Annotated in this window: 14 protein-coding genes; 6 read left to right on the plus strand and 8 right to left on the minus strand. The window is 54.3% G+C overall.

Annotated features, from left to right (window positions below; genetic code table 11):
• Positions 1-52: 52 nt before the first annotated feature.
• From DY252_RS02245 to iadA, 8 genes are all read right to left on the minus strand, one after another.
• Positions 53-1,744 (minus strand): long-chain-fatty-acid--CoA ligase, encoded by a 1,692-nt coding sequence (locus DY252_RS02245; RefSeq protein WP_064787823.1) that lies wholly within the window; start codon positions 1,742-1,744, stop codon positions 53-55.
• 96 nt (positions 1,745-1,840) lie between these two features.
• The gene (locus DY252_RS02250) at positions 1,841-2,812 is read right to left on the minus strand and encodes an OmpP1/FadL family transporter (protein WP_064787822.1); all 972 of its coding nucleotides are present in this window, start codon (positions 2,810-2,812) and stop codon (positions 1,841-1,843) included.
• Entirely contained in the window at positions 2,764-3,141 is a 378-nt protein-coding gene (locus DY252_RS22640) for an outer membrane protein transport protein (protein ID WP_269451508.1), read from the minus strand. Before DY252_RS22640 ends, DY252_RS02250 begins: the two co-directional genes overlap by 49 nt.
• Positions 3,142-3,195: 54 nt before the next feature.
• A complete protein-coding gene (locus tag DY252_RS02255; protein WP_064787821.1) occupies positions 3,196-3,864 on the minus strand; it encodes a DUF6134 family protein in 669 nt (222 codons plus the stop codon).
• A gap of 33 nt (positions 3,865-3,897) precedes the next feature.
• Positions 3,898-4,194 (minus strand): SCP2 sterol-binding domain-containing protein, encoded by a 297-nt coding sequence (locus DY252_RS02260; RefSeq protein WP_064787820.1) that lies wholly within the window; start codon positions 4,192-4,194, stop codon positions 3,898-3,900.
• 236 nt (positions 4,195-4,430) lie between these two features.
• Positions 4,431-5,018 (minus strand): RT0821/Lpp0805 family surface protein, encoded by a 588-nt coding sequence (locus tag DY252_RS02265; protein WP_064787819.1) that lies wholly within the window; start codon positions 5,016-5,018, stop codon positions 4,431-4,433.
• The gene (locus tag DY252_RS02270; RefSeq protein WP_008888617.1) at positions 5,015-5,248 is read right to left on the minus strand and encodes a hypothetical protein; all 234 of its coding nucleotides are present in this window, start codon (positions 5,246-5,248) and stop codon (positions 5,015-5,017) included. Before DY252_RS02270 ends, DY252_RS02265 begins: the two co-directional genes overlap by 4 nt.
• A gap of 202 nt (positions 5,249-5,450) precedes the next feature.
• Positions 5,451-6,620, minus strand: a complete 1,170-nt coding sequence (gene iadA / locus DY252_RS02275; RefSeq protein ID WP_064787818.1) for a beta-aspartyl-peptidase — start codon at positions 6,618-6,620, stop codon at positions 5,451-5,453.
• A gap of 159 nt (positions 6,621-6,779) precedes the next feature.
• Here iadA and DY252_RS02280 point away from each other — a divergent pair, with 159 nt between their 5' ends.
• From DY252_RS02280 to DY252_RS02305, 6 genes are all read left to right on the plus strand, one after another.
• Entirely contained in the window at positions 6,780-7,412 is a 633-nt protein-coding gene (locus DY252_RS02280) for a LysE family translocator (protein WP_064787817.1), read from the plus strand.
• Positions 7,413-7,487: 75 nt separating this feature from the next.
• A complete protein-coding gene (locus tag DY252_RS02285) occupies positions 7,488-8,744 on the plus strand; it encodes a CynX/NimT family MFS transporter (RefSeq protein WP_064787816.1) in 1,257 nt (418 codons plus the stop codon).
• Positions 8,745-8,938: 194 nt separating this feature from the next.
• Positions 8,939-9,106: a hemin uptake protein HemP gene (gene hemP / locus DY252_RS02290; RefSeq protein WP_082923400.1), complete on the plus strand. Its 168-nt coding sequence runs from the start codon at positions 8,939-8,941 to the stop codon at positions 9,104-9,106.
• A 118-nt stretch (positions 9,107-9,224) separates the two neighbouring features.
• Entirely contained in the window at positions 9,225-11,279 is a 2,055-nt protein-coding gene (locus DY252_RS02295) for a TonB-dependent hemoglobin/transferrin/lactoferrin family receptor (protein WP_064787814.1), read from the plus strand.
• 58 nt (positions 11,280-11,337) lie between these two features.
• Positions 11,338-12,420: a hemin-degrading factor gene (locus tag DY252_RS02300; RefSeq protein WP_064787813.1), complete on the plus strand. Its 1,083-nt coding sequence runs from the start codon at positions 11,338-11,340 to the stop codon at positions 12,418-12,420.
• A 7-nt stretch (positions 12,421-12,427) separates the two neighbouring features.
• Complete coding sequence (locus tag DY252_RS02305; RefSeq protein WP_064787812.1) at positions 12,428-13,285, plus strand: heme/hemin ABC transporter substrate-binding protein; 858 nt, start codon at positions 12,428-12,430, stop codon at positions 13,283-13,285.
• The last annotated feature ends 4 nt before the right edge of the window (positions 13,286-13,289 follow it).

Below are 13,289 nucleotides of genomic sequence, written 5' to 3' on the forward strand. Positions count from 1 at the left end.
AACGTCACTTAAGTTTTTTCAGTGTGTGTATCGTGACGTCAACGCATTGTGACTAAACCGTATTTCCTTCCCTCTTTTGTCGTTCCTCCTCGACCAGTTCCTTTTTCGACAGCTTGCCGACCATGGTTTTGGGAAGTTCTTCGCGAATTTCGATTTCGCGTGGCATTTCGATTCTTGAAATCTTGTCATCCAGAAATGCCCGCAAATCTTCGGCGGTCACATCGGTGACACCGTCTTTCAGGCGAACAAACGCCTTTGGCGCCTGACCACGATATTGATCGGGGATCCCGATGCAGGTGACTTCGGCGACCTTGTCATGCAGATAAAGTGCCTCTTCGATGGCACGCGGATAAACGTTGTAACCGCTGCACAGGATGACGTCCTTCAGGCGATCAACCAGGAAGGTGTAGCCATCCTCATCCTGATAGCCGACGTCACCGGTCCGCAACCAACCATCGATAAAGGTCTCGTTGGTAGCCGTTTCGTTTTGCCAGTAGCAAGGCATGACTTGCGGGCCACGAATACAGACCTCGCCCTTTTCGCCAAGCGCTACGACCGTATCCGGCCGATCCAGCGACCGGATTTCGATCTCAGTTCCGGGCAACGGTCGCCCGATCGAGCCTTCCTTGTTTTCCCCCTTGAGCGGGTTGCAAGTACAGACCGGGCTCGCCTCTGACAGGCCATATCCCTCAACCACTTTGGAGCCGGTAATTTCTTCAAACCGGTGTTTGACTTCAACCGGCAGCGGCGCACCACCCGAAATGCAGCAACGGATGTGTGACAGATCGTATTTGAGTGTTTCCGGCGAATTGTTGATCGCCGTATAGATCGTCGGAACACCCGGGAAGATGGTGGCCTTTTTCTTGTCCAGCGCCTTGATCAGGGAACCCAACTCAAATCGGGGCTGCAACACCATTTCCGCCCCGAGATTGACTGATGTGTTGAGCGCCACGGTCATCGCAAAAACATGGAAGAATGGCAACACACACAGGGTCACTTCGTGGCCCGGTTTGGCGTCTGGCATCCAGCGGGTTAGCTGATCAACGTTTGCACTCAGATTGGCATGGGTCAGCATTGCCCCCTTGGGACGACCGGTTGTGCCGCCGGTATATTGCAGAACCGCCAGATCGTTCACATCAATATCCACCACGCGGTCAATCGGTTTGCATCCGATGACCCGTGAATAGGGGATGTGACGCAGATCCGTCGGCACGTCGGCCAGTTCGCTGCGCTTGAACAGCGAAAACAGGACACTTTTAACTGGCGGCAAGATGCCGCTCATTTCACAAACAACGATCCGCTTGAGGCAGGTTTCATCAAGGCATGCCGCCACCTTTGGATAGATCTGTTTGAGGTTCAGCGTCACCATCAGGCGACAGCCTGAATCTTCGATCTGATATGCGATCTCGCGCTTGGCATAGAGTGGATTGAAATTTACGACCACACCGCCACATTTCAGGATCGCGTAATAGCAAACCACGTAATAGGGCGTATTGGGTAGGCACAGCCCGACCTTGTCACCCTTGCGCACGCCAAGCTGTTTGAAGCCTTCGGCAGCACGGTCGATTTGCTCGGAAATGGTCTTGTAATCATAGACCCGACCGAGGAAATCCAGACACGGGCGCAACGGGAACCGCGCCGCCGCTTTATCGAAAATCTCATGAACCGGGCAGGTTCTTACCGGCGAGCTGATATCAACGCCATCGCGCAGGATTGGGGATTCTTCGACGTTTACTTTGTTCACTTGCGTTAACTCCATTACGTTAACGTCACTTTACGGGCAAAAAAAGGGAGCCCGATGCGGTGCGCCAAAGCACCCCGCATCGAACAGTATAGCAAATCAGAACTTGAATTTCGCCTGCAACGCGATGATGTCGACCTTGGCTTCGTAGTCGGCAGCGAAGTTGCCGAGCGACGACGACGCGTGATCTACCCGCGCCTCATCAGCAAAGATGTGCGTGTAACCCAGTGTTACATCCGCCCAGTCGGCAGCCTTGTATGTGGCACCAAGTGATACCCAGTAGCGGTTGGAGTCTGGCAGACGAACGTTGCGGTTCCGGGTTTTGATCGGGGTTTCGTCATAGGCAATACCACCAGTAAACGACCAGTTTCCATCATGCTGGTAGCGTGCGCCTAGGGCACCAAACCAAGAGGAACCCCAGTGGTAGTTCTCAGTTGTGCTGGAAGATAGCGCACTGTGAATATTGCCATCGTAATTGAATACAAGGTCTTTGACGGAATTCCAGTTTGTCCATTGCAGGTCACCCATCAGCGTCAGTTTTTCTGTCAGATCGTGTGACGCGCCGAATGCGATTGCTTCCGGTGTGGTGATTTTGGCGGTTGTTTTTCGATCAATATAAGACAGGTTTTTTGCCGCTTGGTCGAACTTGATATCACCTTCGAGCTTGTGTTTGACCTCGGAGTTATAGGCTAGACCAAAGCGTGTATTGTCGGTGATTTCCCAGTTCAGGCCTGCGGACCAGCCATAGCTGATATCATCGCCTTCAACGGTAGAGTTGCCTTCTTCTTTCGGCGCCGCGCCAAGTTTGGGAACCGCCTTGCTCAGGGATGCTTCAAACCGCTGAATCTGTGGTCCGGCACCAATGCTCAGGCCATTGTCGAAACGATAAGCGACAACCGGTTTGATATTGACGGTTTTGATCTTGGATGTCGTACCAAAGAACCGCCCGGCAAAGTCCGAGTCGTTGTCCGTTACCAAACCCCATGGAGCTGTAATTGAAACACCAAAGTTGATGTTTTCGTTCAGTTTCCATACTGCGTGTGCATTCGGAACGACTGCATCTTGCGCCATGTCTTTGTAGCTACCACCGGTTTGCGCAATTGCGGTGAGTTGCCGTCAGTAGCAACAATATCTTTTGCTTTCGCAACCGGACGGATGACCGTCAAACTAGCGCTATAGCTGGTTTCCTTGTACTGCCCAACCGTGCCCGGGTTATAGGACATCGTCGATGCGTCGGTTGACAGTGTGGTCATCCCTGCAAAGCTTGAACCCTGCAGTGTACCGCTGGTTTCCCGCACTTGAAAACCGGACGCTTGCGCGGTGCCAACAGTGGCGAGTGCGCATAGAAGTGCAGTACCTGAAGCTGCACCCCAAAGGCGGCTCTTCTTGAAGTAGGACATCTGTTTCTCCCTAATCTTTAAACGTTTCAAATCTTTGATTTAAAACGCCCGCTTTTATTGCTGAGGGTTTATCGCATCGACCCTGATGAAATCGATGTCGTAACCCTTCCTTTTAAAACTCGTTTTGAGCAGTTTTCCGTCGATGCCGTACCAGAGGTGCCGTTCGACATCGCCAGACATTTCGTAATGGACTGCCGGTGTTTCCCGGCTTTCGACCATGACGTTTTCTTCGCCAACCCTTTGAGTGTGCACAGTGTAGGGTTCAGCATTGATGACGCTAAAGAGATCGGTTTTACCCGTGACATCCTCGTGCCACAGGGTCAGCGGCCAGGCCGCGTCACAGGCGTCGCGTTTCCCGACACCTTTGCCCGCCAGCGCATAACAATCTGCGTCATAGCTGGCCTGCCAGGTGTAGTGTGTGCCGTCATCATTGGTGGTGGTTTCGATCGATACCAGCTTTCCGTCCTGCCATTGTTCGGTGCGCTGATGGTCGTAATGGAACTTCAAAAATAAAACCCGCACATCGGTCAGGGTTTTGACCGTCACGGTTTGACCGTTCGCTGTTGACGCAATTTCGACGGTTTCATAACCGATCGGCTCCCCGTCCTTGAGGACGCGGAAATTGAGCGTTTCCGATCCGGATGCCAGCGACGCGGTGGCATATTGAATCGTAAAGCCGGCAATCAGGGCCGATATGCTGCCTTTTGCGATGCGACTGCGCATGTTTCCCTCGTCAAACAGACCATACCGACAAAGCTAGTCGAGCATCGATGACAGCTTTGCTGCCACACCCATGGAGCCCTTGATCTTCAGTTTGCCCATGGTAAAGGCAAGCATCGGGTCAAGCTTTCCGGCGATCAGCTTTTCGAGGTTGGCTTTCTTGATCTTGAGAATGCAATCGGCATCGGACGGATCATCATCACTGATTTCCGGCTCGTCGCCGGTGGCATCAATCACGATATGTCCATCATCGCCACAATCGAAGGCGACGACAGCATTGAGACCGCGCAGTTGCGGCAGTTTTTCTTTTACGGTTTCGAGGATGTCATCCACGAACGCCTCCCTCTGTCAGCAGGTATTTTTGTTTTGATTATGACAGGACTGTAACGCAAAGTGACGTTAACGTAAAATAAATAACGGTTGCGAGAGTATGGCCACCTATAAGACATTGAATTGAAATAATTTAAGATGCGCTACGTGTAAGATAACGTACAGAAAAAGCCCGGCAGTGCCGGGCTTTTTGCGGGGCATGGCCCCAGATTGAAATATGCTTGGCGCGTGTTTGGTTCTCAGGAAACGATCTGCCAGGAACCATCAGCCTGGCGGCATGCCGTACCGTATGTTTTCCGCAGTTCTCCACCAATTCGGGCTGTTGCGCTATACTCGCGGCAATAGCGTCCGTCGGCGTTCCGCCAACTGTTGGTCGGCACAACATTATAGCTGTGTTGCGAATCGGGATTTTGCCACCGGACGGCCTGCCCATCAGGGGCACGCTGCAAGGCATAGCCGGTACAAGCCAGATCACCCTGATCAAGGCTCTGGCCAATCGAGTAGCCACTGAGCATACCAAGAATGGCACCACCAATCATGGCCGCATCCCGGCCGCTTCCCTTGCCGATGGTTGAACCAAGAACCGCGCCTGTGCCACCACCAATGATGGCACCAACCACATCACGGTTACAGCGCAGGAAACCACCGTCGGAGACAAAAAGCTCGTTACCGTGGCGGCTATAATTGCGTTTGTGGCCTTTGTGCTGCTTGGCACGATAGCCATGGGCAGGTGCCCATGACGGCGGGTCGGCCTTAACGGGCGCAGGTGCTGCAAATGGCAGGGTTAGGCCGAATGCAGCGACCAGAAGAATGATCCGTTTCATCATTTCCGGGCCTTCTCATTCTCGTGCATGATATAGCCCGCACCGGTACCCACCGCGCCGCCAATCACCGCGCCACAGGTAACACAGCCGCCGGTAATCACGGTGCCAACAGCACCCACACCGGCACCAATCGCGCCGCCACTCAGCATTTTCTGGTCCCGGTCATTCAATCCGCTACAAGCCGAAAGCCCCAATGCGCTTGCAACGGCCAAAATCATGGCTGTCTGTCGCATCTCTCGTGTCCTTTCCAAGGTTTTTGGGCACAGGTCATTCTTGGACCTGTGTCTGATCTCAAAGCTTGCCGAGGAAATAGGCACGAGGTTTGGCCGCATTGGGGGCTATTTGGGGCAGATATGACGATAAAAAGGCACCAAATCCGCAAATTATTGGTTTTCGGTGCGTTTTTAACTGCCGTAATCCGGTCCAAAGACCAAATTAATCTTCGAAATTGCCGCGGAGCAGCCGTTCCTTGCCAATCATGGCCGGTTTTCCGCGTGCAATGACGCTATCGGGGGTCAAAGCATTATCGAAAACCAGGATATCGGCATCATAACCGACCTTGAGCTGCCCTTTGTGTGCCGCAAGGCCCAGCATGCGTGCCGGGTTGATCGTAATCGGGGCCAAGGCGGTGGGGATATCAAGCTTTGCGACTTCGACCAGATCGGCAAATTCGCGCGGCACGGTTTCAAAGCCTGCCACCAAAAGCCCGATCATATTGCCATCGGAATCAAAATCCGGCAGTGACCCGTTGCCATCCGATGTCATTGAAATGCGATCCAGCGCAACGCCATCGGCCAGGCATTCGGCAATGCTGGTCGATGTTTTGGTCGCCCCCTTGGGATCGGGTTCTGCATCAATCCCGGTGGTGAAATCGATATTGCCCCCGCGTTTGGCCCAGAGTTTGGCAGCATCAAGCAAGGCGCGCTTGCGGTTGACATGGGTCGGGATGAACTGGCCGATCGGGATTTCGGTCTGCTCAATCACAGCAATCAGGGGATCAAAGTGCCCGTCACCATCGCCCAGATGAACCACAACCGATCCGGCCTTGCCCGATGTCATACCGCCAATGCGCGATTGGGATGCGATGCGGGTCAGCTCCTCAACCGTGCTTTGGCTGCTGCGGTGATCTGAAATCGCTGTTTTCAAACCGATACAGGCATCCAGAAACGTCACATCATCACCGATATTACCGGTCAGTGTTGGCGACGGTACGCGATAACCACCTGTGAAGAACCAGGCAGAGATACCTTCGGTTCGAAGCGCCTTGGTCTTGGCATACAGCGATGCGATGTGGCGGGTTGCGGCATCTGTGCCCAACAATCCACAAACGGATGTGATGCCGGCTTCGATCAGTTTGCCAACCGCAACTTCGGGCGTACGCGTGGCAAATCCGCCTTCGCCACCGCCCCCGATCAGATGGACATGCCCGTCGATAAAGCCTGGTACAGTCATCTTGCCGCCAAGGTCGATGGTCTTGATTTCGGCCGGAACAGAAACCACCAGATCCGGGGCAATGGCGACAATTTTCTCGTCACAGATCAGGATATCATTGATGCCAAGCGGCGTCGGGGCGAAGACGTTGGCGTTCTTGAGCAACAGAAACATGTTTTAAAACCGTATTTTACGAAATGCTGTGTTCAGGTGGCGGGTTGGCGCGGATGCGCATCATAGCGACAGTTCATTTCCGTTGAAACGGTTCTGGCAAGCAGATAGCTTTCGATAAAACCAAGCGGGAATAAACCTGCGTCACCCAAAGGAAACGTTATGAGCTTCGCCGCCTGGTTGTCGGTTGCAACCATCTGTGTACTTGGCGCAATGACACCGGGTCCAAGTCTGGCCGTCGTATTGCGCTATTCCGTCGGTCATTCCCGCCAGGCCGGATTTGCCTGCGCCTTGGCGCATGCGCTGGGTATCGGCTTTTATGCCGTAATCACCATGACCGGACTTGGCATTCTGTTTCAGACGGTGCCAGTCTTTCACAATGCCGTCAGTATCCTGGGTGCGCTTTATCTGATCTGGCTTGCGATCAAGGCGTGGCGCGGTGCCAAGGCGGGTGCGAAGTTTGATGTGGATAGTGCTGGCAAGGTATCGGGTTCGATCCTGCAGGCCGCCCGCGACGGGTTCATGATTGCGTTTCTCAATCCCAAGATCGCGCTGTTTTTCCTGGCCCTTTTCAGCCAGTTTGTCTCGCCCGAGTTTGAATGGGGTGGCAAGTTCCTTCTGGCGTTCACCGCTGCTGTAATCGACGGGGCGTGGTATTGCCTTGTCGCCGTCGGATTGTCGCACGGGGCGGTGTTGCCCTGGTTGCGCGATCACGCTGCCTGGATTGAGCGGATCATTGCCGTTCTGTTTGTGCTGGTTGCACTTCGGGTACTGTGGGGTGTTGTTGCGATCTGAAAGCCCGCTTTTTGAATTTATGCTGAACTGAATTTCTGTCCGCGCCACCATCGCGACATAACATGGATCATCCAGATGACTGACAAGACGGCCCCACATACCAATCCTTCCGAGACTACAACGCCGGGAAAGAATGCCGCATCGAATGCCGGGCGTGGATTCCATCATTTGGGGGCGCATATCGGATTTCTGCTGGCGATCCTGCTTTTGGCGGCGAACATGCGGGGCAGCATTGTCGGTTTGGGGCCGTTGGCGGAAATCATCGGTACTGATCTGTCGCTTTCAGGCACCCAGCTTGGTTTGCTGACAACGCTGCCGGTGCTGAGCTTTGGCGTGCTTTCGATGTTTGCACCGCGTCTGGGGCAGAAATTCGGTCTCGAAGCGACCCTACTGACGATGTTGCTGTTCATCACCATCGGGCAGGGGCTTCGCGCCAGCGGGGCCTATGACATCATGGTGCTCGGGACCATCATTTTGGGGGCGGCAATTGCGGTTCTGAACGTTTTGACCCCATCACTGGTACGGCGCAGCTTCCCGACCCATGTGGCACTGGTGACTGCCCTTTACACCTTCACCATGTCCAGTGGCGCGACGATTGCGGCATTTGTTTCGATCCCGATCCGAAATGCGGCAGATGGGGATTGGCGCTGGTCGCTCGGCGTTTGGGCGGTGCTTGCCGCCATTGCCTTTGTCTGCTGGCTGCCGATGTTACGCTATCGCCATGTCGGAGCGGCGCCGACACCGGTTGCGCGTATTTCGCTTTGGAAAAATGTCGAAGCCTGGTGGCTGGCGCTGTTCTTTGGTTGTCAGTCGCTGATGTTCTATACCGGCACCGCCTGGGTCGCCAAAGTGTTCATTGATCACGGCATTTCCGAGGCCGAAGCCGCGACCCTTCTGACCCTGTTTAACGTATTTGGCATTCCGGCCGCCTTTGGTGCGCCGCTGATTTATTCGAGGATTGCCAACAAGAAACTGGCGATGCTGGTGCTGCATATTCCGTTGATCATCGCCATTCCGGGCTTTGTCTTTGCCACCACCGAATTACCGTATGTCTGGGCTGTATGCATGGGGCTTGGACAAGGCAGCATGATCAGTATTGCCCTGACCCTTGTCGGCATGCGCGGAGCAGATCCGCAAACGTCGGCACGACTGTCAGGCATGGCGCAATCAGTGGGTTATCTGTTTGCAGCCATTGGGCCAGTTTTGTTTGGGGCCTTGCATGACCTTCTGGGCGACTGGCAAGTGGCACTCTACTTCCTGTTTGTTGTTGTGGCGGTGCAACTTTGTGCAGCGATGCGTGCAGGATCGTCCGCAAAGATTGGCGCGGGTTAAGCGCGGAGTAGCATCATTTCAAAGTCTTCGAAGCTTTGCAAAGGCACCTCAGGTTACTCTGGGGTGCCTTTTTTCTGAGTGACCCTGATCACTAGAGACCAAGGTTCGCCAGAATGAACTTGACTTGCATTCTCAACAAACCTATAGGAATGCAAATCATTATTAATAACATTCGATCCAGCAAGGAGTTTGCGATGCCAGACATCGCAGCAAAACCGGGGCACGCAGGAAAGTCCGACACGGTAAAACAGATGCAGGTGCATGAACTGATGGGTGATGACCGTGAAGTCATCATTGTCCATCAGGGGGAAGAATACAGATTGCGTCTGACATCAAACAATAAACTGATCCTGACAAAATAGGCGTTTAAACGCCTTCTCACACAACACCATTTGCCAGCCAGCGCGCCAGTGCCCTGCACAAGCCAGCCAGCCAGCCGAAATCGGTAAAAAGCTAAAGCTGCCTTACAGGGGAATCATTATGGTTCGAACCACTTCTGTGCGCCTTCTTCTGGCGACAGTTTCCACACTCGCGCTCAGCGTTGCCGCCCACGCCCAAGAACCGACATCCGCAGTGGCGACAAATATCCAGACCACCGACAGCCAAACTGCACCGGCTGCTGAAACAGCGGTCGTTCTTGATACGATTACAGTTACCGCAAGCAAGGTCGAAACCTCTGTCATTGATGCGCCAGCATCAATCTCCATCGTCGATGACGACGAACTTGATCGTTATCAGCCGCAAAATCTTGGCGATATCTTGCGCAGTCTTCCGGGTGTTGAAACGTCTGGTGGCCCGCGTGCGACGGCGCAGATGCCAAGTATTCGTGGTTTGACCGATGACCGCGTGGTGATCCGTCTTGATGGCGCGCGCGCCAATTTCCGCTCAGGTCATAAAGGCGGGCTGTTCCTTGATCCGGAAACGCTCAAGCTGGTCGAAGTTTTCCGTGGTCCGGCATCGACCATGCAGGGAACGGGTGCGCTTGGCGGTGTTCTTGCGTTTGAAACCGTAACCGCCGATGACATGCTTGAAGATGGCGAGCGTGTCGGTGCACGGGTCAAAACCGGTTACGCATCGGTGGATAGCGCACTGACGCTTAATTCCATGGCCTATGCCAAACCGACGGAAGGTTCCGACGTACTGGTGTCGTTGTCGCATATGAACAGCGGCAACTATGAAACCAGTGATGGCTTCAAAGAAGAATATACCGATGACAACTATATCAATGGGTTGTTCAAGGGGGCGGTCGATGTTGGCGATACCGGAAATATCCACCTGATGTTGCAGCGCTATGCCGACCATCACATCTTGCCGACGTCACCTGATAGCGCGGTCGGTTCAACCACGGTAATCGTCAAACGCAAAACCAGACAGACCACCGGTGTGCTCGGGTTCGACTATTACTCGGACAGCAGCGATCTGATTGATGCCAATGTCAATGTCTATGGCATGAACACCAACATTTATGAAAGCCGTCTGAGCCAGACCCGACTGGACGAGCGTGATCTGGTCACTCTTGGTGCCGAAGGTAGCAACACCGCCCGTTTCGAGCTTGGTTCGTCCGACCTTGCGGTCACGCTCGGTGGGGAAGTCTTTCAGGATACACAGGAAGGTCGCCGTGATGGCGCGCCGACCCCGGGTCTTTATCCTGATGCCGATATGCTGATTTCGGGTTTCTATATCGACAACCAGTTAGATGTTACCGACGCGTTGCAACTGACAGCCGGTATTCGCTATGACAGTTTTGATCTTTCTTCTGCCAGTGGCAACGACCGCACGGATGATGCGCTTTCGCCGCGTTTCTCGGCAAGTTATCGCCTGACATCTTGGATGCAACCCTATGTCAGCTATGCAGAGGCCTTCAATGCGCCATCACTGACCCAGCTATACAATGATGGCATTCACTTCGGGAATAACCGGTTTGTTCCAAACCCCAATCTGGATGCGGAAAAAGCCAAAACCTGGGAATTCGGTACGAACTTCAAGGCTGATCAGCTGTTTACCAGCCGTGATAGTCTGCGGGCCAAGGTTGCGGTCTTCCGTAACGAAATCACCGATTACATCGAACAAAGTGTGACTGGCGGTTTCACCGGCACCACAACCAGCAGCAACCTGCCCGAAGCCGAGATTAAGGGCTTTGAGGCCGATGTGAATTACGACACCGGCATTGTCTTTGCCGGTGCGGCAGCATCTATCCTGCGTGGTGAAAACAGCCAAACGGGTGAAAACCTGTCGAACATCCAAGGTGACAAGCTGAGCCTGTTGGGTGGCTATCGCCTGATGGATTACGGGCTTGAACTGGGTGGTCGTGCGACCATGGTCGCCAAGCAGGATCGAATGCCCGACGGCACGGCGGATCGCGGTGGCTATACCCGTCTTGATCTCTTTGCGCGATGGGATGCCAGTAATTATGTCGACGGCCTGCAGGTCAATGCCGGCATCGACAACCTGCTTGATCAGACCTACCGCACCAGTGACGCGATCATCTATGAGCCGGGTCGCAACTTCAAAATTTCTGCAAGCATGAAATTCTAAACCGGGTCGGACGGTGCGTTACCGCGCGCCGTCCGTTCTGTACGGAGGACAAAACGCCATGACCGATAACAATTCAAACAATTTCACGACTGCCACCGAAGCCTGGACCGCCTTTGCTGTGGGTGAGGCCAAGGGATATGCCGTTGATATCGCCGCCGAACTGGGCTTAAGCGAGGGTGAACTGGTTGCCGCTGGCATCGGCACCAACGTTGTGCGGCTTGATGCCGATTGGGGTGATTTCATCCCCCGTCTGGAAGAACTGGGGCAGGTCAAGATCCTGACGCGCAATCCCAGTGTCGTGCACGAAAAGATCGGGACTTTTGGCAAGATCAGCATCAATGGCGAGATGGGTCTGGTGCTTAATCATGATGTTGATTTGCGCCTGTTTCTTGGCCATTGGGGCCATGCGTTTGCGGTTGAAACCGACAACCCGCGCGCCGGGCGTCGCCGCAGTTTCCAGATTTTCGACCATGACGGGCGCGCCGTTCACAAGATTTTCCTGACGGATCAGTCCGATGAAGCCGCCTATGACAAACTGATTGGCGATTTCAAGGCCGATACCCAGTTGCCGGGGATCGAGGTCCTGCCGCCGCTACCCAAAGCCGTGACACTTCCTGATCAGGATGTCGATGTTGAAAACCTGCGTGCGCACTGGCGCCGGATGACGGACGTCCATCAGTATCACGGGATGCTCAAGGACTTTAACGTCGGTCGTCAGCAAGGCATGCGTCTGGCTGGGCCGGAGTTTGCCGAACGGCTGAGTGCGGATGCGCTGAAGACCTTGCTTGAAAAGGCATCGGAAAGCGGCATTTCGATCATGGTCTTTGTTGGCAACAGTGGCGCCATCCAGATCCATACGGGTCCGATCAAGACCATTCGCGAAATGGGCGACTGGATCAACATTATGGATCCGACTTTTACCCTGCATTTGCGCATGGATCAGGTTTTTGAGGCATGGATTGTACGCAAACCGATCCGCGAAGGCATGGTAACCACCATTGAACTTTATGACCGTGATCTGAACAATTTCGCGATCTTCTGTGGGGAGCGCAAGCGCAAGGATCCGGAAAATCCCGATTGGCAGAAGCTGGCTGAAAGCTTGCCGCGTCTGGAAAACACTATGGCAGCAGTGGCGGAGTAATCGGGCCATGCGTCATTTCACCGGATTTGTCTTGTTGATCATCGGCATTGTCGGGCTGTGCATGCCCGCCATTGCCGATGGCACACCCCGGCGTGTGATCACTGTCGGGGCACCCGCGACCGAGATCGTCTTTGCACTTGGCGCTGGTGACAGCGTGATTGCAACTGATAGCACAAGCACCCGACCCGACCCGGTGCCAACTCTGCCAAAGGTTGGCTATATGCGCCAATTGGCGGCCGAAGGCATCATTGGCCTCAAGCCTGATCTGATTGTCGGTGTTGAAAAGTCCGGGCCGGATGTGGTTCTGAACGAGCTTTCCGATCTTGGCATTCCGATTGTCATCCTGCCGTCACTTGCAAAGATGGAAAACCTGTCTGATGCGATTGCGATGGCGGGGGATGCGCTTGGTCGGGTGGATGCGGCAAAGCTACTTTCTGACCGGGTGCAGGATGATCTGGCGCAATTGCAGGGCAATGATGGCGCTGACCGACCAAGCATCGTGTTCCTGATGGCGGTCGGCCATGGCAAACCGTTATCGGCCGGGCACGAAACGACGGCCGACGAAATCATCACAATGATCGGCGGGGCCAACAGCATGGCGGGTTTTGATGGTTTCAAGCCCGTCTCGCCCGAGGTGATTGCATCTGACGCATCCGACTATGTGCTGGTAACGCAGTCGACCATCGATCAGTTGGGCGGTATTGAAGGGCTTCAGACCCATCCGGTCCTTGGTTTGAACAAGGCGGTGGCGAATGGTCGGGTACTTGCCATTTCCGCATCGACCATTCTTGGTTTTGGCCCGTCATCAGCCGCGGAAATCCGTGCGCTTGCCGACCATCTTCGTAAGGCAGAACAGGGATCGTGATCGC

It is taken from the genome of Thalassospira indica (assembly GCF_003403095.1).
Taxonomy (GTDB): Bacteria; Pseudomonadota; Alphaproteobacteria; order Rhodospirillales; family Thalassospiraceae; genus Thalassospira; species Thalassospira indica.